General features: G+C 38.4%; 25 protein-coding genes and 1 pseudogene. 22 read left to right on the top strand and 4 right to left on the bottom strand.

Features of this window, described 5'->3' with window-relative positions:
* Positions 1–141 precede the first annotated feature (141 nt).
* Together nrdE and nrdH are read right to left on the bottom strand one after the other, a co-directional pair.
* A complete protein-coding gene (gene nrdE / locus OCF96_RS05500; RefSeq protein ID WP_004254513.1) occupies positions 142–2301 on the bottom strand; it encodes a class 1b ribonucleoside-diphosphate reductase subunit alpha in 2160 nt (719 codons plus the stop codon).
* Between the two features lie 80 nt (positions 2302–2381).
* Positions 2382–2600, bottom strand: coding sequence for a glutaredoxin-like protein NrdH (gene nrdH, locus OCF96_RS05495; RefSeq protein ID WP_000259240.1), 219 nt, complete (start codon positions 2598–2600; stop codon positions 2382–2384).
* A gap of 350 nt (positions 2601–2950) precedes the next feature.
* On the opposite strand from nrdH, the gene OCF96_RS05490 reads away from it, so the two are divergent.
* The 4 genes from OCF96_RS05490 to OCF96_RS05475 all read left to right on the top strand — a co-directional run bounded on the left by OCF96_RS05490 (position 2951) and on the right by OCF96_RS05475 (position 6189).
* The gene (locus OCF96_RS05490) at positions 2951–3214 is read left to right on the top strand and encodes a phosphocarrier protein HPr (protein ID WP_000146947.1); all 264 of its coding nucleotides are present in this window, start codon (positions 2951–2953) and stop codon (positions 3212–3214) included.
* Between the two features lie 5 nt (positions 3215–3219).
* Complete coding sequence (gene ptsP, locus OCF96_RS05485) at positions 3220–4953, top strand: phosphoenolpyruvate--protein phosphotransferase (RefSeq protein WP_261446641.1); 1734 nt, start codon at positions 3220–3222, stop codon at positions 4951–4953.
* A gap of 133 nt (positions 4954–5086) precedes the next feature.
* Positions 5087–5581, top strand: coding sequence for a YkgJ family cysteine cluster protein (locus OCF96_RS05480; RefSeq protein ID WP_000031478.1), 495 nt, complete (start codon positions 5087–5089; stop codon positions 5579–5581).
* A gap of 56 nt (positions 5582–5637) precedes the next feature.
* On the top strand, positions 5638–6189 hold the full coding sequence (locus tag OCF96_RS05475; RefSeq protein ID WP_261446640.1) for a ClbS/DfsB family four-helix bundle protein: 552 nt from the start codon (positions 5638–5640) through the stop codon (positions 6187–6189).
* An 85-nt stretch (positions 6190–6274) separates the two neighbouring features.
* On the opposite strand, the gene dhaQ is transcribed toward OCF96_RS05475, so the two are convergent.
* Together dhaQ and dhaS are read right to left on the bottom strand one after the other, a co-directional pair.
* A complete protein-coding gene (gene dhaQ, locus OCF96_RS05470) occupies positions 6275–7264 on the bottom strand; it encodes a DhaKLM operon coactivator DhaQ (RefSeq protein ID WP_261446639.1) in 990 nt (329 codons plus the stop codon).
* Complete coding sequence (gene dhaS / locus OCF96_RS05465) at positions 7261–7791, bottom strand: dihydroxyacetone kinase transcriptional activator DhaS (protein ID WP_070527476.1); 531 nt, start codon at positions 7789–7791, stop codon at positions 7261–7263. Before dhaS ends, dhaQ begins: the two co-directional genes overlap by 4 nt.
* 153 nt (positions 7792–7944) lie before the next feature.
* Here dhaS and dhaK point away from each other — a divergent pair, with 153 nt between their 5' ends.
* From dhaK to OCF96_RS05375, 18 genes and pseudogenes are all read left to right on the top strand, one after another.
* A complete protein-coding gene (gene dhaK, locus OCF96_RS05460) occupies positions 7945–8934 on the top strand; it encodes a dihydroxyacetone kinase subunit DhaK (RefSeq protein ID WP_261446638.1) in 990 nt (329 codons plus the stop codon).
* Positions 8935–8955: 21 nt separating this feature from the next.
* Positions 8956–9531: a dihydroxyacetone kinase subunit DhaL gene (dhaL, locus tag OCF96_RS05455; RefSeq protein ID WP_001100267.1), complete on the top strand. Its 576-nt coding sequence runs from the start codon at positions 8956–8958 to the stop codon at positions 9529–9531.
* Complete coding sequence (dhaM, locus tag OCF96_RS05450; protein WP_261446637.1) at positions 9531–9905, top strand: dihydroxyacetone kinase phosphoryl donor subunit DhaM; 375 nt, start codon at positions 9531–9533, stop codon at positions 9903–9905. The genes dhaL and dhaM overlap by 1 nt, the downstream gene beginning before the upstream one ends.
* Positions 9906–10484: 579 nt before the next feature.
* Entirely contained in the window at positions 10485–11120 is a 636-nt protein-coding gene (locus OCF96_RS05445) for a TetR/AcrR family transcriptional regulator (protein WP_261446636.1), read from the top strand.
* Between the two features lie 171 nt (positions 11121–11291).
* Positions 11292–12032, top strand: a complete 741-nt coding sequence (locus OCF96_RS05440) for an ABC transporter permease (RefSeq protein WP_261446635.1) — start codon at positions 11292–11294, stop codon at positions 12030–12032.
* A 135-nt stretch (positions 12033–12167) separates the two neighbouring features.
* Positions 12168–12887, top strand: a complete 720-nt coding sequence (locus OCF96_RS05435) for an ABC transporter ATP-binding protein (RefSeq protein WP_115904356.1) — start codon at positions 12168–12170, stop codon at positions 12885–12887.
* A 21-nt stretch (positions 12888–12908) separates the two neighbouring features.
* Positions 12909–14590, top strand: a pseudogene (locus OCF96_RS05430) (ABC transporter ATP-binding protein).
* A 349-nt stretch (positions 14591–14939) separates the two neighbouring features.
* Positions 14940–15152, top strand: a complete 213-nt coding sequence (locus OCF96_RS05425; protein WP_261446634.1) for a hypothetical protein — start codon at positions 14940–14942, stop codon at positions 15150–15152.
* A 119-nt stretch (positions 15153–15271) separates the two neighbouring features.
* The gene (gene pynA, locus OCF96_RS05420) at positions 15272–15964 is read left to right on the top strand and encodes a pyrimidine 5'-nucleotidase PynA (RefSeq protein ID WP_261072040.1); all 693 of its coding nucleotides are present in this window, start codon (positions 15272–15274) and stop codon (positions 15962–15964) included.
* 61 nt (positions 15965–16025) lie between these two features.
* Positions 16026–16679, top strand: a complete 654-nt coding sequence (locus tag OCF96_RS05415; RefSeq protein ID WP_261446633.1) for a uracil-DNA glycosylase — start codon at positions 16026–16028, stop codon at positions 16677–16679.
* A 9-nt stretch (positions 16680–16688) separates the two neighbouring features.
* On the top strand, positions 16689–17153 hold the full coding sequence (locus tag OCF96_RS05410) for an NUDIX hydrolase (RefSeq protein ID WP_001135768.1): 465 nt from the start codon (positions 16689–16691) through the stop codon (positions 17151–17153).
* Between the two features lie 12 nt (positions 17154–17165).
* Positions 17166–18434: a dihydroorotase gene (locus tag OCF96_RS05405; RefSeq protein WP_261446632.1), complete on the top strand. Its 1269-nt coding sequence runs from the start codon at positions 17166–17168 to the stop codon at positions 18432–18434.
* Between the two features lie 41 nt (positions 18435–18475).
* A complete protein-coding gene (locus OCF96_RS05400) occupies positions 18476–19837 on the top strand; it encodes an MATE family efflux transporter (protein ID WP_261446631.1) in 1362 nt (453 codons plus the stop codon).
* A 153-nt stretch (positions 19838–19990) separates the two neighbouring features.
* Entirely contained in the window at positions 19991–20959 is a 969-nt protein-coding gene (locus OCF96_RS05395; RefSeq protein WP_261080785.1) for a thiamine pyrophosphate-dependent dehydrogenase E1 component subunit alpha, read from the top strand.
* A 15-nt stretch (positions 20960–20974) separates the two neighbouring features.
* Positions 20975–21967 carry an alpha-ketoacid dehydrogenase subunit beta gene (locus tag OCF96_RS05390; RefSeq protein WP_000448715.1) on the top strand — a complete coding sequence of 331 codons (993 nt, stop codon included), beginning with the start codon at positions 20975–20977 and terminating at the stop codon, positions 21965–21967.
* Between the two features lie 340 nt (positions 21968–22307).
* Positions 22308–23351, top strand: a complete 1044-nt coding sequence (locus OCF96_RS05385) for a dihydrolipoamide acetyltransferase (RefSeq protein ID WP_000752716.1) — start codon at positions 22308–22310, stop codon at positions 23349–23351.
* A gap of 45 nt (positions 23352–23396) precedes the next feature.
* The gene (lpdA, locus tag OCF96_RS05380) at positions 23397–25100 is read left to right on the top strand and encodes a dihydrolipoyl dehydrogenase (RefSeq protein WP_261446630.1); all 1704 of its coding nucleotides are present in this window, start codon (positions 23397–23399) and stop codon (positions 25098–25100) included.
* A gap of 59 nt (positions 25101–25159) precedes the next feature.
* The gene (locus tag OCF96_RS05375) at positions 25160–26149 is read left to right on the top strand and encodes a lipoate--protein ligase (protein WP_261446629.1); all 990 of its coding nucleotides are present in this window, start codon (positions 25160–25162) and stop codon (positions 26147–26149) included.
* The last annotated feature ends 10 nt before the right edge of the window (positions 26150–26159 follow it).

Raw genomic sequence — 26159 nt, 5'->3', positions numbered from 1 at the left:
TCATAATCCTAGAGTAGTTTCGCACAAAAAGTCGGAAGTCCGACTTTTGTGTTTTTCCATAGTATAGGTGCTTATTCCAGTTTAGTTTAGCAGGGTGAATGAATCACTAATTTGAGAAAAAGTAGTTTCCTCAAGCAAAGATTAAATCACACAGCTTTCACATTGGTTGGCACCGACTTCTCCACCATCATCTGTAAAGGTACGGACGTAGTAGATAGACTTGATACCCTTGTTAAAGGCATAGTTACGAAGGATTGACAAGTCACGTGTCGTTTGTTTGTTTTCTTTCTTCCATTCGTAAAGTCCTTTTGGAATGTCACTACGCATGAAGAGTGTGAGTGAAAGTCCTTGGTCCACGTGCTCAGTTGCAGCAGCATAGACATCAATCACTTTACGCATATCCATGTCGTAAGCAGAAGTGTAGTAAGGAATGGTTTCTGTTGACAAGCCAGCAGCAGGGTAGTAGATTTTACCGATTTTCTTTTCTTGACGTTCTTCGATACGTTGCGTAATCGGGTGGATAGAAGCAGAAACATCATTGATGTAACTGATAGAACCATTTGGCGCTACAGCAAGCCGGTTTTGGTGGTAAAGACCATCTGCTTGAACCTTGTCACGAAGTTCAGCCCAGTCAGCAGCACTTGGGATAAAGACATCTTTGAAGAGTTCTTTAACACGGTCTGATTTTGGAACAAATTCGCCAGTTACATACTTGTCGAAGTAGCTTCCGTTAGCATAGTCTGATTTTTCAAAGTTGTGGAAGGTGATACCACGTTCACGCGCAATATTGTTTGACTCAACCAAAGTCCAGTAGTTCATAAGCATGAAGTAGATGCTTGTAAATTCAACAGACTCAGGCGATCCATATTCAATCAATTGTTGGGCAAGGTAGCTGTGAAGTCCCATGGCACCAAGACCAAAGGTATGAGCTTGGCTATTTCCATGATCAATCGTAGGAACAGCTACGATGTGTGAACTATCTGTAACGAAAGTAAGGGCACGAACCATAGCACGGATAGAACGACCAAAGTCAGGTGAAGTCATCATGTTGACTACGTTGGTTGAACCAAGGTTACATGAAACGTCCGTCCCCATTTGAAGGAATTCTTGAGCATCGTTGATTAAGCTTGGTTCTTGGACTTGAAGAATCTCAGAACACAAGTTACTCATGATGATTTTTCCATCAACAGGGTTTGCACGGTTAGCTGTATCAATGTTGACGACATAAGGGTAGCCAGACTCTTGTTGCAATTTAGAGATTTCAGTTTCCAAATCACGCGCCTTGATTTTTGTCTTGCGGATATTTGGATTTGCGACTAATTCATCGTATTTTTCAGTGATGTCGATGTAGTTAAATGGCACACCGTATTCAAGCTCTACAGAGTATGGGCTGAAGAGATACATTTCTTCATTTTTACGAGCCAATTCATAGAATTTATCTGGTACTACAACACCAAGTGATAGAGTCTTGACACGAACTTTTTCATCAGCGTTTTCTTTCTTAGTTGAAAGGAAGGCGATGATATCTGGGTGGAAGACGTTGAGGTAGACAACACCGGCACCTTGACGTTGACCCAATTGGTTTGAGTAAGAGAAGCTATCTTCGAAAAGTTTCATAACTGGAACGACCCCAGAAGCTGCTCCTTCATAGCCTTTGATAGGTGCACCAGCTTCACGAAGGTTGCTGAGGGTAATTCCCACACCACCACCGATACGTGAAAGTTGAAGAGCTGAGTTGATAGAACGTCCGATAGAGTTCATATCATCAGTTACTTGGATCAGGAAACATGATACTAATTCTCCACGACGAGCACGTCCAGCATTCAAGAAGGAAGGAGTAGCTGGTTGGTAGCGTTGGTGGATGATTTCATTGGCAATATCGATGGCAATAGCTTCATTCCCATCAGCGAAATAAAGGGCGTTAAAGAAGACGCGGTCTTCCATGCTTTCAAGATAATATTCACCGTCGTTAGTTTTCAAAGCATATTGATTGTAAAATTTATAAGCTGCCATGAAAGACTTGAATTGGAAGTTTTGGTCTTTGATAAATTGAGACAATTCTTCCAAAAACTCTGGACGGTATTTCTTGATAAAGGCTGTTTCGATGTAGTTGTGTTCAATGAGGTAGTTGATTTTATCTTTGATTGAATCAAAAACCATAGTGTTTGGAACTACATTTTCTTTAAAGAAGGCATCCAAGGCTTCCTTATCTTTATGAAGCATGATTTGTCCATTGACAGGACGGTTGATTTCGTTATTGAGACGGAAGTAAGTCACGTCTTCAAGATGTTTTAATCCCATAAAATTTCCCTTATCTAATTACAAAAGAAAGGCTTCTAAGTTAGCCCTAGAAGCAGTTTCTTCTGGATGATGTACTAAGATTATGCTAATTGTTTCAGTTTTCCTGGTTGGAAACCTGAAAAGACTTCAGTTGGTGTTTGGATAACAGGAGCTGCGCTGAAACCGAGCTCTTTAACTTGATCGATGTACTCAGGTTGCTCATCAAGATTGATTTCACGATAAGCGACATTATTACTGTCCAAGAAACGTTTAGTCATCTTACATTGGACACAGTTGTTTTTAGAATAAACGGTTACCATTGTGTAACTCCTCTTTCAAAATAGATTACTTTCTTAGTATATCAGAAAATAAATTTTTGTCAATGATTTGAAACTAAATATAGTGGTCTATTTTTCTACTAAAGGTTGCAAAACACAATATGTAGTGTTTGTTTTATGAAATAGTGATAATTATCCTAGAAGTAGTTTTTTGGAAAACTATATCCTGTGTTTTGTTATCTAGAATAGAAGATTTTCAGCAAGTTATCTGAAAGGAAATCGAATAAATCCCATAAAATGCTTGAAAAAAATCCTAGAAGATGGTATAATACCAAATTGTAAGGGTTATCACATATAACTCAAAAAAGAAAGAACAAAAGGAGAGTCAAACTATGGCTTCTAAAGATTTCCACGTAGTGGCAGAAACAGGTATTCACGCACGTCCAGCAACATTGTTGGTACAAACTGCAAGCAAATTTGCTTCAGATATCACTCTTGAGTACAAAGGTAAATCAGTTAACCTTAAATCAATCATGGGTGTTATGAGTCTTGGTGTTGGCCAAGGTGCTGATGTAACTATCTCAGCTGAAGGTGCAGATGCAGATGACGCTATCGCTGCAATCTCAGAAACAATGGAAAAAGAAGGATTGGCATAAGGAAAATGACAGAAATGCTTAAAGGAATCGCAGCATCTGATGGTGTTGCAGTTGCAAAAGCATATCTACTCGTTCAACCGGATTTGTCATTCGAGACTGTTTCAGTCGAAGATACAAACGCAGAAGAGGCTCGTTTGGATGTAGCTCTTGAAGCTTCTCAAAACGAGCTTTCTCTTATCCGTGAGAAAGCTGTAGGTACGCTTGGTGAAGAAGCGGCTCAAGTTTTTGACGCTCATTTGATGGTTCTTGCTGACCCAGAATTGATTGGTCAGATTAAAGAAACAATCCGTGCTAAGAAAGTCAATGCTGAAGCAGGTCTTAAAGAAGTGACTGACATGTTCATCACTATCTTTGAAGGCATGGAAGACAACCCATATATGCAAGAACGTGCAGCGGATATCCGCGACGTGACAAAACGTGTATTGGCAAATCTTCTTGGTAAGAAATTGCCAAACCCAGCTTCTATCAATGAAGAAGTAATCGTCATTGCGCATGACTTGACACCATCTGATACAGCTCAATTGGACAAAAACTTTGTAAAAGCTTTTGTAACAAACATCGGTGGACGTACAAGCCACTCAGCTATCATGGCACGTACACTTGAAATTGCAGCTGTATTGGGAACAAACAACATCACTGAAGTAGTGAAAGACGGTGATATCCTTGCCGTTAACGGAATTACTGGTGAAGTGATTATCAACCCAACAGATGAACAAGCGGCAGAATTTAAAGCATCTGGTGAAGCTTATGCAAAACAAAAAGCTGAATGGGCACTTTTGAAAGATGCTCAAACAGTGACTGCTGACGGTAAACACTTCGAGTTGGCTGCTAACATCGGTACTCCAAAAGACGTTGAAGGTGTTAATAACAACGGTGCAGAAGCTGTTGGACTTTACCGTACAGAGTTCTTATACATGGATTCTCAAGACTTCCCAACTGAAGATGAGCAGTATGAAGCATACAAGGCTGTACTCGAGGGAATGAATGGTAAACCAGTGGTTGTTCGTACAATGGATATCGGTGGAGATAAGGAACTTCCTTACTTCGATATGCCACATGAAATGAACCCATTCCTTGGATTCCGTGCCCTTCGTATCTCTATTTCTGAAACTGGAGATGCAATGTTCCGTACACAAATCCGTGCTCTTCTTCGTGCTTCTGTTCATGGTCAATTGCGTATCATGTTCCCAATGGTTGCCCTTTTGAAAGAATTCCGTGCAGCTAAAGCAGTTTATGAAGAAGAAAAAGCAAATCTTCTTGCTGAAGGTGTTGCAGTTGCGGATGACATCCAAGTTGGTATCATGATTGAAATCCCTGCAGCAGCGATGCTTGCAGACCAATTTGCAAAAGAAGTGGACTTCATGTCAATTGGTACAAACGACTTGATCCAATACTCAATGGCAGCAGACCGTATGAACGAGCAAGTTTCATACCTTTACCAACCATATAACCCATCAATCCTTCGCTTGATCAACAACGTTATCAAGGCAGCTCACGCTGAAGGTAAATGGGCTGGTATGTGTGGTGAGATGGCTGGTGACCAAAAAGCTGTTCCACTTCTTGTCGGAATGGGCTTGGATGAGTTCTCTATGTCAGCAACATCAGTACTTCGTACACGTAGCTTGATGAAGAAATTGGATACTGCTAAGATGGAAGAGTACGCTAACCGTGCCCTTACAGAGTGTTCAACAATGGAAGAAGTTCTTGAACTTCAAAAAGAATACGTTAACTTCGATTAATGTCATTAACCTTGTAACCTAGTTGCAAGGTTTTTTGATACATTCGGGAATAGTATAGTCTTGTAAAGTCCACTTTTCAATGGTTCAGAGGCATGGTATAATAGGGGAAAGTAATTAGAATAAGAGAGAAAACATGTCTAAAGAAATTGATATTGAGTACTACCACCAGCTAGCCTTACAAAAGCAGAAGGAGCATCGAAAAGTTTTAGCCAATTTAAAGAAAAAGCCACCAAAAAATCTAGATAAGATAGCCCAGCAGATACACCAAGAAGTCTTTGCAGAGATTGATTGTACGGCCTGTGCTAACTGTTGCAAGACATTGGGACCTGACTTCAAGGAAGCAGACATCACTCGTATTGCTAAGTACTTTAAGATGAAATTACCAGCTTTTGAAGCGGAGTTTCTGCAGGTAGATGAAGATGGTGATAAGGTTTTTAAATCCATGCCTTGTCCCTTTCTAGGAGGAGATAATCTCTGTTCCATCTATGAAGTTCGTCCAAAGGCTTGTCGGGAATTTCCCCATACAGATCGCAAAAAGATCCATCAAATCAACCATTTAACGATTAAGAATACTTTGACCTGTCCAGCAGCCTATCTCTTTGTTGAGAAATTAAAGGATAAGTTATAGAGATTTAAAGGAGAAAAAATTCTCATAATAACTAGCAATATGAAGGGAAAAACTCTGTGCCTAGACCAAAAACAAAAGAGGAGCTAATGCAGGTCTCTAAGGAAAATTATGAAAAGCTTAACCTCTTCATCTCTCAATTAAGTGAAGATGAGCTACAGACTCCATTTGATTTTTCAAGAGACCCAAAGAAAAAAGAAGCTCACTGGAAAAGGGATAAAAATCTACGGGATGTCTTGATCCATCTTTATGAATGGCAGCAGTTACTTTTGACTTGGGTACATTCTAATCAAGAAGATCAAGAAAGACCTTTTCTCCCTGAATCTTATAATTGGAAAACTTATGGAGAAATGAATGTCGCTTTTTGGAAGAAGCACCAGAAAACCTCCTTAGAAGAAGCGACTAGACTCCTAGAACAATCACATAGAGAGGTTTTAGAGTTGATAGAAGTTTTTAGCAATGACGAACTCTTTAGCAAAGGTGTCTATAAGTGGACCGGCGGAACAAGTCTAGGTTCTTACTTTGTTAGTAGCACGTCAAGCCACTATGATTGGGCTATGAAAAAACTCAAAGCTCATCAGAAGAATTGTAGGGATAGATGGACTTCTTGAAATAGAAAGAATGAATTCTTTTAAACATGAGATAAGATTAAAAGGGCTATCAAGTGATGTAGCCCTTTTGAGTTATACAAGAGAATTACCATGCAAAAGCTGTCGTTGGAGCATTGAGCGCTTCTAACCATTGCTTATTCTTTACAGGGCAAAGAGTTACGGATATACCTGCCATATCTAGACTGGTCATAAATGTTCCTGATTTTATAAAGGTAATAGTGATTCCTTCAATTTCTAGGAGTTGAAGGAGATCGTTGATAAATATGCCCATTTCTAGGTTGCTAGTAGTGCCTAGATTATTTACAAGCAATATAAATTGATCACCCTTTTTCCAATGATAGTGTAATCTTAATTTACTTATAATTTCATTTGCAAGGATTTCTGAAGATTGGAATGGGACCACACGATAGCCCTCTTCGCCATGTATCCCAATACCATAGGAAATATTTCCTTCTTCCAAGTTAAATAGTGGAAGGATGGCTTGGGGGAGACTAGCAGCTTTCGTTGCAAAGCCAATTGTTGCGATTTCGGGAGCAAGTTCATGACCTAAATCAGTTAGTTGCTCTATTTCGGCACCATTTTGAGCTGCATATCCTAGAATTTTATGAAGTAAAATAGTCCCTGCGAGCCCTCTTCCTCTAATTTGAAATCTATTGTGAGGTTCAATGGAAATATCGTCGTGTGCTAGACTATAGCCGACTTTAATCCCTTCTTTTCTAGCAGTATTAATGGCCGAGCTAAATTCTTTGATATCTGCTTCGAAATTTTTTACAATGATGAAGACACCGTGACCATTGTTTAAAAAACGAATGGACTCTAAGATTTCAGTTCTTGTAGGAGGAGTAAATAATTGGCCATAGATAGCAGCAGTAAGCATTCCTTCTCCCACATATCCAATATGAGCAGGTTCGTGTCCTGAACCTCCACCCGACAATATTGGAACCTGATGAGGATTGCGATTTTTTTGATAGACTAAAGGTAAGGTAGGGTGTTTTTCTAATTCAGGATGACTGCTAACAGTTGCTGAAATGTAACTTGAAATAATTTTTTGTTTATGATTTGAAATAAATGTCATTGTGGTCTCTTTCCAATAATTGTCATGATTAGAAAGTCTGGTTGTGGAACTGGACTTTTTTTATTGACGTAAGCCTTCACGATCTCTGCTAGAGCATGTGAATGATAGTCTAACAAAAAGCAAGTATAAGCAGATGAATCGATATCAATCTGACCGTATTCTCTTAAAATTTTTGATACAAGCAAGCGACAGTAGCTGATAAATTGGTCATAGAAGTTATTTTGCCCTTGAATATCAAAAAGTTGAATATAAAAGTCACGCTCTTGTTCGAAATAAAAAAATAATTCTTGTAATAGTTTTTGGCCTGAAATGAAGTCCAAGTTATTGGTGATATACTCGGTTAAGTCATTTTCAAATATCCAGTCTAGCAGTTCATATTTGTCAAGAAAGTGATTGTAAAAGGTCTGTCTACGAATGCCAGCTGATTCCATGATATCTACAATAGAGATTTTATCAAATTCTCTAGTAGCTAATAGGTCTCTAAATGCCTTGGCAATCCGTTTTTTTGTAATAAGTGATGATGCCATAGGAAGCCTTTCTGTTACTTCCTTCATTTTACCAAAAAAATGTTTTAAATGGGTTTAAAAGGGGACAAATAATAGAATCTGTCCCTTATCATCTAGCAATAAAAAATATATAATGAAAGCGAAAACAAAGATACATGCCGAAAGGAGTTTCTCATGAAAAAAATTATAAATGAACCGACACAAGTTGTTGATGAAATGTTGCAGGGGTTGTCATTCATGCATGATGACTTGGTAGAACGCTTAGATGGTTTTGATGTCATTGTTAGAAAGGCGGAAAAGACAGGAAAAGTTGGACTCATTTCAGGTGGAGGTTCAGGACATGAACCAAGTCATGCTGGATTTGTAGGAGATGGAATGTTGTCTGCTGCCATTTGTGGAGCAGTCTTCACTTCACCTACTCCGGACCAAATTTTAGAAGCCATAAAGGCGGCTGATGAAGGTGCTGGAGTTTTCATGGTCATCAAGAACTATTCTGGGGACATCATGAACTTTGAAATTGCACAAGAACTTGCTGAAATGGAAGGTATTGATGTAGCAAGCGTTGTGGTTGATGATGATATCGCTGTTGAAAATAGTCTCTATACCCAAGGTCGTCGAGGTGTCGCAGGTACTATATTAGTCCATAAAATTTTGGGTGATGCGGCTCGTTCTGGTAAAACATTATCTGAAATGAAGGACTTGGCCGACAAACTTGTCTTAGAAATTAAAACAATTGGCTTAGCTCTATCTGGCGCTACTGTTCCAGAAGTTGGCAAACCAGGTTTTGTTCTAGAAGATGATGAATTTGAATACGGAGTTGGTATCCACGGTGAACCGGGATATAAGAAAGAGAAGATGCAACCCTCAGCACAATTGGCCTCAGAATTGGTTGAAAAGTTATCTGAAGGTTTCCAACTTAAAGCTGGAGAACGCTATGGCCTTCTCATCAATGGTTTAGGAAGCACTCCTCTTATGGAGCAATACGTATTTGCAAATGATGTGGCTAAATTACTCCATGAAAAAAGTGTTGACTTGGCATTTAAGAAAATTGGAAACTATATGACATCAATCGATATGGCTGGATTATCATTAACATTGATTCGATTGGCAGATGATGAGTGGTTGGATGCTCTAAATACACCTGTTACTACCCCAGCTTGGTAAAACTCAAGGAGGATATGTCGCATGAATGTTGAACAAGCTCTTGAATGGATGAAGCTTTTTAATGAAAAGATTCAAGAACAGAAAGATTACCTTAGTGAGCTAGACACCCCTATAGGAGATGGAGACCACGGTGGAAATATGGCGCGTGGAATGGCTGCAGTTATGGAAAACTTAGAAGGAAAGCAATTTGAAACAAGCAGTGATGTGTTTAAACTTGTCTCAATGCAATTACTGAGCAAGGTAGGCGGTGCTTCTGGTCCCTTGTATGGCTCTGCTTTTATGGGCATGGCCAAGGCTGATTCAAATTCGAAAATAGAGGAAATCTTACAAAGCGGTTTGGATATGATTGTCAAACGTGGGAAAGCAGAAGTTGGAGAAAAGACAATGGTTGATGTTTGGACTCCTGTTATTGCTGCTTTGTCTGCAGGCCAATTGACTCAAGAGGTTATTGATAAGCTAGTGAATGCTACCAAAGATTTACTTGCAACTAAAGGAAGGGCATCTTATGTAGGAGAACGTTCTCTTGGACATATTGATCCTGGATCATTTTCATCAGGATTACTCTTTACTGCTCTTTTAGAAACTGGGGTGGTTTAATGGGAAGTATTGGTCTTGTTATCGTTTCACATTCTAAACACATTGCACAAGGTGTCGTTGAACTGATTAGTGAAGTAGCTAAAGATATTCCGATTACTTATGTAGGAGGAACCGAAGATGGAGGAATTGGAACGAGTTTTGATCAAGTAGATAGGGTTGTTTCCGAAAATCCAGCAGATACTTTATTAGCTTTTTTTGACCTAGGTTCTGCTAAAATGAACTTAGAAATGGTGGCTGATTTCAGTGATAAAAGTATCATCATCAATAGGGTTCCAATTGTAGAAGGTGCCTATACTGCAGCTGCTCTTCTTCAGGCTGGTGCAGAACTGTCAGTTATTCAAACACAGTTGTCGGAGCTTGAAATCAATAAATAAGAAATTTTACTATAACTCTTTTTATAGGTGAGCTATTGATTATCTCAACTATCAAAGTTTAATACTCAATGAAAATTAAAGAGCAAACTAGGAAGCTAGCCGCAGGCTGTACTTGAGTACGGCAAGGTGAAGCTGACGTGGTTTGAATTTGATTTTCGAAGAGTATAAGTAAATGATTTCAAAATCAGAAAAGGATTGCTTTATGCAGTCCCTTTTTGTTTAAAAGGAGTAGAATCATAGAGTTTCTAAATTGTGAATCAATCAAAACTGATTGGGATGGGACTATTCTAGCTTTAGAATTCTTTAAAAATTAAAATTTAAAGCAATCAATGGCTTAGAATAGTGCGAAAACATTTAGTTTATAGAATTCTAGGTTTAGGATTGCATGGATATTTATGAGGTTGAGGTATTCGATAGTTAGGATTGTTCTATTCTGAAAGATTTGGGCTGTCAATTGTATAGGATAGTAGTTTGCCAATGAATTTTGAAAATTAGAGGGGATAAAAAGAATCTTGACATTATTAGTTTCTTGCATTATAATGAGATTACATACCGTTAGTATGTTGAAAAGGAGTTATAATGGCAAGGAATAGAAACTCACATGAAACTAGAAAAAAAATATTAGAAGTTTCGAAAGATTTATTTTTAGAAAAAGGATTCGATAATACCTCAATACAAGATATAATCGATGGGTTAGGTGGATTGACGAAAGGTGTTATTTATCATCATTTTGAGTCTAAAGATGAAATATTGCAATCAATCATTAGTGAAAATAATCAAGAAATTCTAAATTATAATTGGAGAGGAGATACTGCATTAGAAAAAATACAAAATTCTTTGATGGATGCGTTCTCTAATTTAGAACAACAAAGATTAGTGTACTCTGTCTCAATTATGTTAAGAAGTCCACGTTTGTTAGGAGAGCAGTATTTAAGTTTATTTTCTGATTTTTTACCAGGGATTAGAGAAAAAGTTTTCGAAGGTGTTAAAGATAAATCAATTAAAACAGAATATCCTGAAGAGCTAGCTGATTTGATTGTGTTAACTTTGAATATTTGGATTGGATTCCAAATTTCTGTTTTTTCAGTAGAAGAATTAAAACGAAAAATGAATTTCATTAAACTTACTTTTGAAGGTTTGGGAGTGCAGTTGATTACTGATGAAATGATGGAAGTAATTTTCCAATTATTTGATCATTTAAAAGGTGTTAAATAAATTTTAAGTTTTGATATTTTAAAAAATACCATACTCTAGATATGGTATTAAAAATTTCATTATACATACCTTTAGTATGTTTATTTTTAAAATTTTAACATACCAGAAGTATGTAAGGTACTTTTTGAATAGCGTCATTAATATTAACAAAATTTTTTGGAGGAAAAATCTATGTTGTCGCTTATTAAAATTGAATTAAATAAAGTTTCTAAATCTAAATTATTTTTAGCCTGGTCGTGTACTATATTGATAGTGTTAGGTATTACAGGAATTATAATCATGGGGTTAGGGACTGATAATAAACTAGGAGAGTTTGTTGGACAAAATACTAAAGATTTTAGAATTACTAGTAAATGGGAAGGTTGGGCAATTGTAGCTTCATTGTTTTCATCTTTATTTACAAAAGCAGCATTTTTGATTTTTGAATCTTATTTATTGTCTACGATTATTATTGATGAATTTAAACGAAGAACAATTTTTCAGTTGTTTTCGTACCCTGTTTCTAAAATAAAATTATTATGGGGAAAAGTGCTTACAGTAATTCTGATATCATTTATTGCTCATTTTACTGCACATTTAGTTATTCAATTATTAATTAAATTAGTAGCAGTTTTAACCGAATCAAATTATATCCCAGTAGCGAATCAAATGATTAACTTAGCTGGAATTACGGTTGGAACAGTATTAATCGGAATACTACCTTTTGTTTTAGGTATGATTAGGCATTCAATAGCTATAACAATGCTTTCAGGACTTGGTTTAGCAGCGTTACTTTCGAATGTAAGTCCAGGAGGTTTATCTAATAATATTGCTGATAACTTATTCTTTTTGATATTTGCAAGTTTCATAAGTTTAATGATTACTTCATTTTCAATTTATACTATTTCAAGAAAAGATATTAATATCAAGTAGTATAGCTAAATTTAATGGAAGGAAAGTGCTAATTTTGTGATGATTTATTTAAACGAAGAGACTGTATAAGTTAGTATTTATGCTCCTGAAGAAAAATTCTTGCATTTAAAGCTAGATATAGAAAGAGAGATAGAAATGAAAAATATTGTTGAAGTAAAAGAAGTTTTTAAAACAATTGATAAAGAAGAAATTTTAAGTGGTATCAACCTTCAAATTGCTGAAGGAGAAATCTATGGATTTTTAGGACCAAATGGCGCAGGGAAAACAACTTTAATGAAATGCATGTTATCCTTATCAACTGTTACATCTGGTAGTATTGAAATCTTTGGAAAAAATTTACAAGATCACAGAGAGGAGATTCTAAGTCAAGTTGGAAGTGTTATTGAAACACCAATTTTTTATGAAAACCTCACAGCAAAAGAAATTTTGGAAATTCACGCGCAATATATGAGGAAAAATATTACCGAATCAGATATAATAAGAGCCTTAAGGATGGTCGGATTAAAAAATACGACTAAAAAAGTAAAAGATTTTTCGTTAGGAATGAGGCAAAGGCTTGGTTTAGCTCGTGCGTTTCTAACAAAACCTAAATTGTTAATTTTAGATGAGCCAATCAATGGTTTAGATCCAATAGGAATTCAAGAAATTCGAAATCTTTTGTTGTCGCTTTCAAAGGAACATGGAATTACAATACTAATATCGAGTCATATATTATCGGAAATTTCACAGATAGCAGATAAAATTGGTTTTATCAAAAATGGAGAAATGCTAGAACAAGTCTCTATGAAAGAGATTAGGAGAGAGGATATTGACTTAGAAGAATATTTTATGTCACATTTTCTAAATGAAATTTAAGAATTATGAGGTAGATTAGGAATGAAACAATTGACAAAGTACCATAAGAAGTCTTTTTATACTTTCATGATTTTTAATATACTAGTTCCTTTAACTAATATTGCTTTTGCTTATTCTATTAAAATTATAATTGATAGTGGAATGTCCCAAAATAGGGAAGCTCTAACCCAAGCGATACTAATAGGTGCTATCGTAATATTTATCTATGCCAGTCTTAATTTTATATCCCTTCGATTAAGAAATAAACTTGTTAGGCAGATTATGTCAAGATACAAAAATAAGGTGTTTAAATCTATTTTAGATAGCGATTATAGAGAATTTTCTAAGGAAAAATCAGGGAAATTTATTTCAATATTAACTGAGAACATGAAGAAAATTGAGCAGGATTATTTGCACCAGTATTTTAATATTTCAAAAAATATTTCCTTAATGATTTTCTCACTAGTAGCCATGTTTATAGGTAATTGGTTTTTGACCTTATTAGTTATCATTGCTAGCATTATTCCTATGATGATTTCAGGATTTATTGGACAAAAATCAGCCTCTCTACAAAATATTTCTATAATATCCGATCAGAAATATTTAGCTAAGGTTAAAGATATTTTAGCAGGGTTTCTAGTTATAAAGAGTTTTAATGTGAAAGAGGCTATCCGTCAAGATTACAAAAACGAAAGCGAAAAATTGGATGAGATATATTTCATCAAAGGAAAATTTGATGTTTTATCTAATGTTATTTCTCAACTTTCAGGGATGATTGTTTTTTTAGTAGCCTTTGGTGGAGGAATGTATCTGGTCTTCGGTGGGCATACCACAATCGGGAGTGTTACAGCTATTGTTCAACTAGTCAATTTTGTAGTAATGCCACTAAATGAAATTGGTATGGGAATGAGTAAATTCCGCGAAGGTCAGGCTACACTGAATTCATTTGAGGTAAAAGATGTAATCGAACTTCAAACTGGTAAAACGAAAGAATATTTTGATGATGTCATTTCTTTTTCAAACGTAGATTTTTTCTACCCTAATGCTGAGAAAAAGATTTTTAATAATTTATCTTTGCAGATCAAAAAGGGGGAAAAATTGCAATAGTAGGTATGTCAGGTAGTGGAAAATCAACTTTACTCAATCTATTACTGCGTTTCTATGATGTAACAAGTGGGTATATCTCAATTGATAATCAAGATTTGCAAGCTATTTCAGCAGAGAGCCTTTATAACTTAATGACTATTGTTCAGCAAGATATTTATATCTTTGATGATACTTTAAGAGCAAATATTACTCTTAATCAATTCTTCACTGATGAGGAAATTAGGCAAGCTGTCCAGCAGTCAGGTTTAGAAAGTTATGTTTTAGATAATGAATCTGGTTTACAAGCTTTATGTGGAGAGAATGGATCAAATTTATCTGGCGGACAAAAACAAAGAGTTAGTATTGCGCGTGCCTTGATTCGAAAAACACCAATCTTATTATTGGATGAGGCTACTTCGTCTTTGGATAATCAAGTAACTACTGAAATTGAAAGTTCAATCTTGGATATTCAAAATTTGACTGCACTTGTAGTAACCCACAAGTTGAATGAAAACATTTTGAAAAGATACGATAGAATTCTCTTTATGAAAGCAGGCGTCATTGTTGAAGATGGTTCTTTTTGTGACTTGATGGATAGGAGAGGTGAGTTTTATAAGTTGTTTGAGTTGAGTGTGTAGTGCTACCAGAATAAAAAGAGGATGAAAATCTTTAATCTTAAGTTGTTTTTCAATAATATTATGGTTGTATAAACAAAGGGAATTTGAGAATTAAAAAGTGACTAAAAAGAATGCTAAATAATATTAATCTGTAAAATACAACTCATCGAATATGATTAAATGGTAAATATCAATTAAATTGAAAATTTTATAGTGTTATAATATAATTAAACCATAAGAGCAAGAAGGTTGTGCTTAAAAAATAATCTTAGTATAGCTTATCTCTGACAAATATTTAGATTTTAGAGCTGTTTAATTTTAAGCAGTCATTATTTTTAATCATTAGGGGCTTCAAAGGAGAATATTTAAAATGAAACATTTTTTTGCAGGAATTGGTGAGATAAGATTTAGTAGTTATCTATTGTCTCTATGTGTAGGACTAGCCCCTCTTTTTCATATCTATGTAATAGGCTCTGAAATGAGTTTTGTGAAAATAGTATTATCTATTTTGGGAGTCATATTTGTAGCTATTTTAACTATTGCTCGAATTTATAGAAGATTTTTTTATAATTCACCAGAATAGTATGTGTTAGTTAATCAATTGAAACTATTATTTTTGTTATACTTTACCACTTTTAAGTTTTTACATTAAACAACTGGCTGAAGTGAAAGTTGTTTATCTTAGAAAGGAAAACTCTCAAATTGTCCTACAAATTTCTACTTTTCGACCTCGACCACACTCTTCTTGATTTTGATGCTGCTGAGGATGTGGCTTTGACCCAACTTCTAAAAGAAGAAGGGGTTGCAGATATTCAGGCCTATAAAGACTATTACGTTCCTATGAACAAGGCTCTCTGGAAGGACTTGGAGCAAAAGAAAATCAGTAAACAAGAGCTGGTTAACACGCGCTTTTCTCGTTTATTTGCTCACTTTGGACAGGAAAAAGACGGTAGTTTTCTAGCCCAGCGTTACCAATTTTACCTCGCTCAACAGGGACAAATTTTTTTAGGCGCTCATGAACTCTTAGACAGCCTTATCGAGCGAGATTATGAGCTGTATGCTGCGACAAATGGCATTACTGCCATTCAGACGGGGCGTTTGGCTCAATCGGGTCTAGCACCTTATTTCAATCAAGTCTTTATCTCAGAACAGCTACAAACACAAAAGCCTGATGCCCTCTTTTATGAAAAAATCGGTCAGCAGATTGAAGGTTTTAGCAAAGAAGAGACGCTGATGATTGGAGATTCCCTAACAGCCGACATTCAAGGTGGCAAAAATGCTGGAATTGACACGATCTGGTACAATCCTCATCACCTCGAAAATCACACACAAGCCCAGCCGACTTATGAAGTCCATTCTTATCAAGACTTGCTGGATTGTTTAGATAAACTGTAAAAAGTGGTTTAGATAGCCACTTTTTGCTATAATAGAGGCAGTAAAAACGAAGGAGTCGGCTATGGAACACTCGTCTTGGCATGCTTTGATTAAGGAGCAATTACCTGAAGGTTATTTCGGGAAAATCAATCAGTTTATGAATCAGGTCTATGCACAGGGGACTGTTTATCCGCCCAAAGAAAAGGTTTTTCAGGCTCTCTTGACAACACCGCTTGAAGAAGTTAAGGTGGTGATTCTAGGCCAAGACCCCTATCACGGGCCAGGTCAAGCGCAGGGCTTGAGTTTTTCTGTACCGGACTCTATCCCAGCTCCACCATCCTTGCAAAATATCTTGAAAGAATTGTCAGATGATATCGGGGTTAAGAAATCTCATGATTTGACAGCTTGGGCTGAGCAAGGAGTCTTACTTCTTAATGCTTGTTTGACAGTTCCGGCTGGACGGGCTAATGGTCATGCTGGGCAGATATGGGAGCCTTTTACGGATGCTGTGATTCAGGTGGTCAATCATCTAGATAGACAAGTCGTTTTTGTACTCTGGGGAGCTTATGCACGCAAGAAGAAGGCCTTAGTTACCAATCCTCATCACTTGATTATCGAATCAGCCCATCCCAGTCCTTTGTCAGTTTATAGAGGATTTTGGGGTTCCAAGCCTTTTTCCAAGGCCAATGCATTCTTAAAAGAAACAGGACAAGAGCCAATCGATTGGCTTAGATAAGGAGAAAATATGCCTCAGTTAGCGACAATTTGCTACATTGATAACGGGAAAGAACTGCTTATGCTCCACCGTAATAAGAAGCCAAATGATGTTCATGAAGGAAAATGGATTGGTGTGGGTGGTAAGCTAGAGCGAGGTGAGACCCCTCAGGAATGCGCGGCGCGTGAAATCCTCGAAGAGACGGGACTGAAAGCCAAGCCAGTTCTAAAAGGTGTTATCACTTTTCCTGAATTCACACCAGATTTAGACTGGTACACTTATGTTTTTAAGGTGACGGAGTTCGAGGGGGACTTGATTGACTGCAACGAGGGGACGCTAGAATGGGTTCCCTATGACGAGGTTTTGAGTAAGCCGACTTGGGAAGGGGATCATACCTTTGTTGAGTGGCTTTTAGAGGATAAACCCTTCTTTTCAGCCAAGTTTGTCTATGATGGGGATAAATTGTTGGATACCCAAGTTGATTTCTATGAATAAAGGAGAAAGAAGATGCTACTAATTAAAAATGGTCGTGTAATGGATCCCAAGTCTGGTTTGGATCAAGTGTGCGATGTCTTAGTCCAAGATGGGAAAATTGTCAAAATTGCGCCTGAGATTAAAGAAGAAGGAGCAGAGATAATTGATGCTACTGGTCTTGTAGTTGCTCCTGGCTTGGTCGATATTCATGTTCATTTCCGTGAACCTGGTCAAACACATAAAGAAGACATTCATACCGGTGCCCTAGCAGCCGCTGCAGGTGGTTTTACAACTGTTGTCATGATGGCTAATACTAGTCCAACCATTTCAGACGTTGAGACTTTGAAAGAAGTTCTTCAATCTGCTGCCAAGGAAAAAATCAATGTTAAGACGGTTGCGACCATTACTAAGAATTTTAATGGGCAAGATTTGACTGACTTTAAAGCACTTTTAGAAGCTGGAGCTGTTGGTTTCTCAGACGACGGTATCCCACTTGAAAGTAGTAAAGTTGTCAAGGAAGCCATGGAAGAAGCCAAAAAAATCAATACCTTTATTAGTCTCCATGAGGAAGATCCAGGATTGAACGGTGTTCTTGGCTTTAACGAAAATATTGCTAAAGAACATTTCCATATCTGTGGTGCAACTGGGGTGGCTGAGTATGCTATGATGGCGCGTGATGTCATGATTGCCTATGCAACCAAGGCCCATGTTCATATTCAGCATTTGTCTAAGGAAGAAAGTGTTAAAGTAGTGGAGTTTGCTCAAGGATTGGGAGCGCAAGTAACAGCAGAAGTAGCGCCACAGCATTTCTCTAAGACAGAAGCACTTCTTTTGACTCAAGGTAGCAATGCTAAGATGAATCCGCCGCTTCGTTTGGAATCAGACCGTCGTGCTGTTATCGAAGGTCTTAAATCAGGCGTCATCACAGTTATCGCGACTGACCACGCGCCTCATCATGCAGATGAGAAAAACGTTGAGGATATTACCAAAGCGCCATCTGGTATGACTGGTTTGGAAACATCTCTTTCTCTCGGTTTAACTTATTTGGTGGAAGCTGGGGAGTTGAGTTTGATGGAATTACTCGAAAAAATGACATACAACCCATCCAAGCTTTATAACTTTGAAGCAGGTTACTTGGCTGAGAATGGTCCAGCGGACATCACTATTTTTGATGCTAAGGCTGACCGACTTGTGGACTCCCATTTTGCTTCGAAAGCAGCTAATTCACCATTCATCGGTGAAACCTTAAAAGGGCAGGTTAAATATACCATCTGTAAGGGACAAATCGTCTATCAAAACTAGGTGGGAGTCTGCTCTGTAAACAAAAAGAATAGAGAGCTTATATGTACCAAACCCATCATTTTAAAGACAAGTTTATCTTATTTTTAAAGATATTTTTCCCTATCCTTATTTATCAATTTGCCAATTATTCTGCCTCCTTTGTTGATACGACTATGACTGGCCAATACAATACCTTGGACTTGGCTGGTGTGTCTATGGCAACCAGTATCTGGAATCCTTTCTTTACATTCCTGACAGGGATTGTTTCAGCCTTGGTGCCCATCATTGGTCACCATCTTGGTAGAGGTAAAAGGGAAGAAGTTGCGTCTGATTTTTACCAATTTATCTATTTAGCCTTGGGTCTATCCGTGGTCTTGCTAGGGATGGTATTTTACTTGGCACCACCAATCTTGAATCATATTGGGTTAGAAGTACCAGTGGCGGCAGTAGCGGTTCGCTATCTCTGGTTTTTATCTATCGGGATTATCCCCTTGTTGCTCTTTAGTGTCATTCGTTCCTTGCTGGATTCGCTGGGGTTGACCAAACTGTCTATGTATCTCATGCTTTTGTTACTCCCTCTCAATAGCGGATTTAACTATCTCTTGATTTACGGTGCCTTTGGTGTTCCAGAACTGGGAGGTGCTGGTGCTGGTTTAGGAACATCCTTGGCCTACTGGGTCTTGCTTGGGATTTCTGTTCTAGTTTTATTTAAACAGGAGAAGCTCAAAGCCTTACACCTTGAGAAACGAATTCCTCTTAATATGGATAAAATTAAGGAAGGAGTTCGCTTAGGTCTGCCTATTGGGGGAACTGTCTTTGCCGAAGTGGCTATCTTTTCTGTGGTTGGTTTGATTATGGCGAAGTTCTCATCCTTGATTATTGCTAGTCACCAGTCAGCTATGAATTTTTCAAGTCTTATGTACGCCTTTCCTATGAGTATCTCATCGGCTATGGCTATTGTTGTTTCCTATGAAGTGGGAGCCAAGCGATTTGATGATGCTAAAACCTATATTGGTCTAGGAAGATGGACTGCCCTCATTTTTGCAGGATTCACCTTATCCTTCCTTTACATTTTTAGGGGAAATGTGGCTAGTCTTTATGGTAACGACCCAGAATTTATCGATTTGACAGCGCGCTTTTTGACTTATAGTCTTTTCTTCCAGTTAGCAGATACCTTTGCAGCACCGCTCCAGGGAATTTTACGGGGGTATAAGGATACCGTTATTCCTTTTTACCTTGGTTTGGTTGGTTACTGGGGGGTGACACTCCCAGTAGCTATGGTATTTGATTCCCTAACAGATTTTGGAGCTTATTCTTACTGGATCGGCTTGATTATTAGTTTGATTGTGAGTGGGGTTCTCTACCGTTGGCGTTTAACTGTGATTATGAAGAGATTTGAATCTTTAGAAAAATCTAAACGCTAAAAAGTTTGTGAAAAAATATTCTTGATAAGAAAATCCCTTATTCCTATGGGGTTTTCTTTTTTAATTTGTGAAATTTTCTTTAGAAAAACTTTGACAGTATTTGCCAAAAACGGTAAAATAGTAAGGTAAGAAGAAAGTTAGAAAGGCAAGAAGATGTCAATTTTAGATAAAAATCTTTTGCTAGAGATGTTCCGTAAGATGGAAGAAATCCGTCGTATGGACTTAAAAATTGCGCAATTAGTAAAGAAAGGGAAAGTGCCAGGAATGACGCACTTTTCTGTTGGAGAAGAGGCGGCTAACGTGGGTGCTATGTTGGCTCTCAATCCAGATGATCTGATCACATCAAACCACCGTGGTCATGGACAAGCCATTGCCAAAGGAATTGACCTCAACGGAATGATGGCTGAAATCCTTGGTAAATACACTGGAACCTGTAAAGGTAAAGGTGGATCTATGCATATCGCCGATCTTGATGCTGGTAACCTTGGTGCCAATGGTATCGTAGGTGGTGGTATGGGAATCGCTGTTGGTGCAGCCCTCAGTCAACAAATGCAAAATACTGGAAAAATCGTCGTTTGCTTCTTTGGAGATGGTGCGACCAACGAAGGTGTTTTCCACGAAGCAGTGAACATGGCTTCTATCTGGAACCTGCCAGTCATTTTCTATTGCATTAACAACGGTTACGGTATCTCTGCGGATATCAAGAAAATGACCAATGTAGAACATATCCATCAACGTAGCGCCGCTTATGGAATTCCTGGAATGTTCATCGAAGATGGAAACAATGTCATCGACGTCTACGAAGGGTTCAAGAAAGCCGTAGATCATGTTCGTGGTGGTAATGGTCCAGTCTTGATTGAAAGTGTAACTTACCGCTGGCTTGGTCACTCATCATCTGATCCTGGTAAATATCGTACGCGTGAAGAAGTGGAGTTGTGGAAACAAAAAGACCCGATCGAAAACCATCGCAAGTACCTCATTGAAAACACTATTGCAAGTGCCGAAGAATTGGAAGAAATCCAAGCGCAAGTCAAGGAAGCAGTAGAAGCTTCTGTTAAATTTGCTGAAGAAAGTCCATTCCCACCGCTTGAATCAGCATTTGAAGATATTTACGCAGACTAAGGAGAAAGAGATAAAATGGAAACAAAAACAATGTCCTTCCGTGACACCATTATCCTTGCTATGTCTGAGGAAATGCGTCGCGATGAAAATGTATTCTTGATGGGAGAAGATGTCGGTGTCTTTGGAGGAGACTTCGGTACTTCTGTTGGAATGCTTGAAGAATTTGGTCCAGAACGTGTTCGTGACTGTCCGATTTCTGAGGCTGCCATCTCGGGAGCAGCAGCAGGAGCAGCCATGACAGGACTTCGTCCAATCGTCGATATGACCTTTATGGACTTCTCGGTTATTGCCATGGACAATATCGTCAACCAAGCCGCTAAAACACGTTACATGTTTGGTGGTAAAGGTCAGGTTCCAATGACTGTACGTTGTGCAGCTGGTAATGGAGTTGGATCTGCAGCCCAGCACTCGCAATCACTGGAGTCTTGGTTTACTCACATTCCTGGACTAAAGGTTGTAGCTCCAGGCACGCCTGCAGACATGAAAGGCCTTCTCAAGTCTTCTATCCGTGATAACAACCCAGTTATCATACTTGAGTACAAGTCAGAATTTAACCAAAAAGGGGAAGTCCCAGTTGATCCAGACTACACGATTCCACTTGGAGTTGGAGAAATCAAACGCGAAGGAACGGATGTAACAGTTGTTACTTATGGAAAAATGCTACGCCGTGTGGTTCAAGCTGCTGAAGAATTAGCAGAAGAAGGAATTTCTGTTGAGATTGTTGATCCACGCACCCTTGTTCCGCTTGATAAGGAGATCATCATTAACTCAGTTAAGAAGACTGGTAAGGTTGTTCTGGTAAACGATGCCCACAAAACAAGCGGCTATATCGGAGAGATTTCAGCTATTATTTCAGAATCGGAAGCATTTGACTATCTAGATGCACCAATCCGCCGTTGTGCAGGAGAAGATGTGCCAATGCCTTATGCACAAAACCTAGAAAATGCAATGATTCCAACAGTTGAAAGCATCAAAGATGCAATCCGTAAGACTTATAACAAAGAATAGAATTACATAAGATAAGTTATGTAAAATAACGGTTGTTTTTAACTTTAGTAACTTGAGATATGTATTGTACCCAAGTTATTTGCAAATTTGCGACAGGAGAGAGTCGAATCGATGCTATTCGACGAACGACTTAGTAAGTCTACTAGGTTGACCGCCTAATAGCGGCAACAGTAGCAACTTGAGATACGTGTTGTATCCAAGTTGCTTGTAGAGTTGAACTCGGGCTAAAGTCTGTGTGAAAAAGATAAACTTTCCTAGAAACTAAAGTTTCTTCGTCAAGTTTCCTATTTTCACTTTGACTTTTAACGCCCTTTGTATCATAAATAGAATTGGAGAGGTCATGGCTGATGACAAGCTAAGAGCGACTCCTGCGGCTAGAAAGTTAGCGGATGATCTAGGGATCAACCTTTACGACGTTTCTGGCTCAGGTGCAAACGGTCGTGTCCACAAAGAAGATGTGGAAACTTATAAAGACACAAACGTGGTTCGCATTTCGCCACTTGCAAAACGAATTGCCCTCGAACATAACATTGCTTGGCAGGAAATCCAAGGAACGGGTCATCGTGGTAAAATCATGAAGAAAGACGTTTTGGCCTTGCTTCCTGAAAATATCGAAAACGATACTATTAAGTCTCCTGCTCAGATTGAAAAAGTGGAAGAAGTTCCTGATAATGTAACACCATACGGTGAAATTGAGCGTATCCCAATGACACCAATGCGTAAGGTTATTGCTCAACGTATGGTTGAATCTTACCTAACTGCCCCAACCTTCACGCTCAACTATGAAGTTGATATGACTGAAATGTTGGCTCTTCGTAAGAAGGTTCTTGAACCAATCATGGAAGCAACTGGGAAGAAGACTACTGTAACAGACCTTCTTTCACTTGCAGTTGTGAAAACCTTGATGAAGCATCCTTATATCAACGCTTCATTGACAGAAGACGGCAAGACCATTATCACTCACAACTATGTCAATCTTGCGATGGCAGTTGGGATGGATAATGGATTGATGACACCTGTTGTTTATAATGCGGAGAAGATGAGTCTTTCAGAACTGGTTGTAGCCTTCAAGGATGTCATTGGCCGTACCTTGGATGGTAAATTAGCTCCAAGCGAACTGCAAAATTCAACTTTCACAATCAGTAATTTGGGAATGTTTGGTGTTCAGTCCTTTGGTCCCATCATCAACCAACCAAACTCAGCTATTCTTGGTGTCAGCTCGACAATCGAGAAGCCAGTTGTCGTCAATGGTGAAATTGTGATTCGCCCAATCATGAGTCTTGGTTTAACAATTGACCACCGTGTCGTAGATGGTATGGCTGGTGCTAAGTTTATGAAAGACTTGAAAGAATTGATTGAAAATCCAATCTCAATGTTGATTTAAGAACAAGAGTATTCATTTTTAAGATATAGATAAAGGAAGGAAGACATGGCCTTAGAAGTAATTATGCCAAAAGCCGGCGTGGATATGACAGAAGGACAAATCGTCCAATGGAATAAAAAAGTCGGAGAATTTGTAAAAGAAGGAGAAATCCTTTTGGAAATCATGACTGACAAAGTCAGCATGGAATTGGAAGCTGAAGAAGATGGGTACTTGATTGCTATCCTTAAAGGGGACGGTGAAACAGTCCCTGTAACGGAAGTTATCGGTTACCTTGGTGAAGAAGGGGAAAATATCCCAACAGCTGGAGCCGCAGCGCCAGAAGCGAGCCCAGCACCTGCAGCAAGTGCCTCAAACGATGATGGTAAGAGCAATGATGCTTTTGATATCGTTGTGATTGGTGGAGGTCCTGCTGGTTATGTTGCAGCCATTAAAGCTGCCCAACTCGGCGGTAAGGTTGCCCTTGTTGAGAAATCTGAACTCGGCGGAACCTGCTTGAACCGTGGCTGTATCCCAACTAAGACCTATCTTCACAACGCTGAAATTATCGAAAACATCGGTCATGCCGCAAACCGTGGTATCGTGATTGAAAATCCTAACTTTACTGTTGATATGGAAAAACTTTTAGAAACTAAAGCTAAAGTTGTTAATACTCTTGTTGGTGGTGTTGCAGGACTTCTTCGTAGCTACGGAGTTACTGTTCATAAGGGTATCGGTACTATTACTAAAGACAAGAATGTCTTGGTAAATGGTTCTGAATTGCTTGAAACCAAGAAAATCATCCTTGCTGGTGGTTCAAAAGTCAGCAAGATCAACGTCCCTGGTATGGAATCTCCACTTGTCATGACTAGTGACGACATTCTTGAAATGAACGAAGTTCCAGAAAGTCTTGTTATCATCGGTGGTGGCGTTGTCGGTATCGAACTCGGTCAAGCCTTCATGACATTTGGTTCAAAAGTGACTGTTATCGAAATGATGGACCGTATCGTGCCGGCTATGGATACGGAAGTTTCTAAGAACCTTCGCTTGATCCTTGAACGTAAAGGAATGACCATCTTGACTGGTACTAAACTGCAAGAAATCATCGAGGAAAATGGTCAACTTCGTATCAAGGTTGAAGGAAAAGACGATATCATCGCAAGCAAAGCTCTTCTTTCAATTGGTCGTGTGCCAGACCTTGAAGGTATCGGAGAGGTTGAGTTTGAATTGGATCGTGGTCGTATCAAGGTTAACGAATACATGGAAACTTCTGTTCCAGGCATTTATGCACCAGGTGACATCAACGGTACTAAGATGTTGGCTCACGCAGCCTTCCGTATGGGTGAAGTTGCCGCTGAAAATGCTCTAAAAGGAAATCATGCTGTTGCCAAATTGAACTTGACTCCTGCAGCTATCTACACTCTTCCTGAAGTAGCAGCAGTAGGTTTGACAGAAGAACAAGCCCGTGAAAAATACGATGTAGCCATTGGTAAGTTCAACTTTGCTGCTAACGGTCGTGCCATTGCATCAGATGCAGCTCAAGGTTTCGTAAAAGTCATCGCTGATAAGAAATACGGAGAAATCCTTGGTGTTCATATTATCGGTCCTGCAGCTGCAGAATTGATTAACGAGGCATCAAGCATTATCGAAATGGAAATTACTGTTGAAGAAATGCTGAAGACTATTCATGGACATCCTACCTACTCTGAAGTCATGTACGAAGCATTTGCGGATGTTCTAGGAATGGCCATTCATTCACCTAAGAAAAAATAAAAGAAAGATAGATTAGACTGGAAAGGTATTTTCCAGTCTCTATCGTATAAAGGGATATCATGAAATACATTATCAATCATTCAAACGACACTGCTTTTAATATTGCCTTGGAAGAATATGCCTTTAAACACCTTTTGGATGAGGATCAAATCTTCCTACTTTGGATTAACAAACCATCGATCATTGTCGGGCGTCACCAGAACACTATCGAAGAAATCAACCGTGATTATGTTCGAGAAAATGGCATTGAGGTGGTCCGCCGTATCAGCGGTGGTGGAGCTGTTTATCACGATCTAAACAACCTCAACTACACGATTATCTCAAAAGAAGATGAAAACAAGGCTTTTGACTTTAAGAGCTTCTCCACCCCAGTTATCAATACACTAGCTCAACTCGGTGTTAAAGCTGAGTTCACAGGTCGTAACGACCTTGAAATTGATGGAAAGAAATTCTGTGGCAATGCCCAAGCCTATATCAATGGCCGTATCATGCACCACGGTTGCTTGCTCTTTGACGTTGATTTGTCAGTCCTTGCTAACGCCCTTAAGGTTTCAAAGGACAAATTTGAATCAAAAGGTGTGAAATCCGTCCGCGCCCGTGTGACCAATATTGTCAATGAATTACCAGAAAAAATCACAGTTGAAGAATTCCGTGATTTACTCTTGGAATACATGAAAAAAGAGTACCCTGAAATGACAGAATACGTTTTTTCTGAGGAAGAATTGGCTGAAATCAATCGCATCAAGGATACTAAGTTTGGAACTTGGGACTGGAACTATGGTAAATCACCTGAATTTAACGTCCGTCGTGGAACCAAATTCACCAGTGGTAAAGTGGAAGTCTTTGCTAATGTTCTCGAATCAAAAATCCAAGATATCAAGATTTATGGTGACTTCTTTGGAATCGAAGACGTTGCTGCAGTAGAAGATGTCCTGCGTGGAGTGAAATACGAACGTGAAGATGTCCTTAATGCGCTAGAAGGTATCGATATTACGCGTTACTTCGCTGGTATTAGTCGTGAAGAAATCGCTGAAGCGGTAGTAGGATAAATCAAAAAGA

Origin of the sequence: Streptococcus mitis (assembly GCF_946190065.1) — a bacterium.
Taxonomy (GTDB): domain Bacteria; phylum Bacillota; class Bacilli; order Lactobacillales; family Streptococcaceae; genus Streptococcus; species Streptococcus mitis_DE.
The sequence above is the reverse complement of the archived record's forward strand: the minus strand, read 5'-3'. Positions and strand labels throughout refer to the sequence as shown.

Excerpts from the sequence above, each read along its gene's own strand:
- nrdE (WP_004254513.1), bottom strand. The coding sequence starts at position 2,301 with ATGGGATTAAAACATCTTGAAGACGTGACTTACTTCCGTCTCAATAAC.
- nrdH (WP_000259240.1), bottom strand. The coding sequence starts at position 2,600 with ATGGTAACCGTTTATTCTAAAAACAACTGTGTCCAATGTAAGATGACT.
- OCF96_RS05490 (WP_000146947.1), top strand. The coding sequence starts at position 2,951 with ATGGCTTCTAAAGATTTCCACGTAGTGGCAGAAACAGGTATTCACGCA.
- ptsP (WP_261446641.1), top strand. The coding sequence starts at position 3,220 with ATGACAGAAATGCTTAAAGGAATCGCAGCATCTGATGGTGTTGCAGTT.
- OCF96_RS05480 (WP_000031478.1), top strand. The coding sequence starts at position 5,087 with ATGTCTAAAGAAATTGATATTGAGTACTACCACCAGCTAGCCTTACAA.
- dhaQ (WP_261446639.1), bottom strand. The coding sequence starts at position 7,264 with ATGACATTTATTTCAAATCATAAACAAAAAATTATTTCAAGTTACATT.
- dhaS (WP_070527476.1), bottom strand. The coding sequence starts at position 7,791 with ATGGCATCATCACTTATTACAAAAAAACGGATTGCCAAGGCATTTAGA.
- dhaK (WP_261446638.1), top strand. The coding sequence starts at position 7,945 with ATGAAAAAAATTATAAATGAACCGACACAAGTTGTTGATGAAATGTTG.
- dhaL (WP_001100267.1), top strand. The coding sequence starts at position 8,956 with ATGAATGTTGAACAAGCTCTTGAATGGATGAAGCTTTTTAATGAAAAG.
- dhaM (WP_261446637.1), top strand. The coding sequence starts at position 9,531 with ATGGGAAGTATTGGTCTTGTTATCGTTTCACATTCTAAACACATTGCA.
- OCF96_RS05445 (WP_261446636.1), top strand. The coding sequence starts at position 10,485 with ATGGCAAGGAATAGAAACTCACATGAAACTAGAAAAAAAATATTAGAA.
- OCF96_RS05440 (WP_261446635.1), top strand. The coding sequence starts at position 11,292 with ATGTTGTCGCTTATTAAAATTGAATTAAATAAAGTTTCTAAATCTAAA.
- OCF96_RS05435 (WP_115904356.1), top strand. The coding sequence starts at position 12,168 with ATGAAAAATATTGTTGAAGTAAAAGAAGTTTTTAAAACAATTGATAAA.
- OCF96_RS05425 (WP_261446634.1), top strand. The coding sequence starts at position 14,940 with ATGAAACATTTTTTTGCAGGAATTGGTGAGATAAGATTTAGTAGTTAT.
- OCF96_RS05415 (WP_261446633.1), top strand. The coding sequence starts at position 16,026 with ATGGAACACTCGTCTTGGCATGCTTTGATTAAGGAGCAATTACCTGAA.
- OCF96_RS05410 (WP_001135768.1), top strand. The coding sequence starts at position 16,689 with ATGCCTCAGTTAGCGACAATTTGCTACATTGATAACGGGAAAGAACTG.
- OCF96_RS05405 (WP_261446632.1), top strand. The coding sequence starts at position 17,166 with ATGCTACTAATTAAAAATGGTCGTGTAATGGATCCCAAGTCTGGTTTG.
- OCF96_RS05400 (WP_261446631.1), top strand. The coding sequence starts at position 18,476 with ATGTACCAAACCCATCATTTTAAAGACAAGTTTATCTTATTTTTAAAG.
- OCF96_RS05395 (WP_261080785.1), top strand. The coding sequence starts at position 19,991 with ATGTCAATTTTAGATAAAAATCTTTTGCTAGAGATGTTCCGTAAGATG.
- OCF96_RS05390 (WP_000448715.1), top strand. The coding sequence starts at position 20,975 with ATGGAAACAAAAACAATGTCCTTCCGTGACACCATTATCCTTGCTATG.
- OCF96_RS05385 (WP_000752716.1), top strand. The coding sequence starts at position 22,308 with ATGGCTGATGACAAGCTAAGAGCGACTCCTGCGGCTAGAAAGTTAGCG.
- lpdA (WP_261446630.1), top strand. The coding sequence starts at position 23,397 with ATGGCCTTAGAAGTAATTATGCCAAAAGCCGGCGTGGATATGACAGAA.
- OCF96_RS05375 (WP_261446629.1), top strand. The coding sequence starts at position 25,160 with ATGAAATACATTATCAATCATTCAAACGACACTGCTTTTAATATTGCC.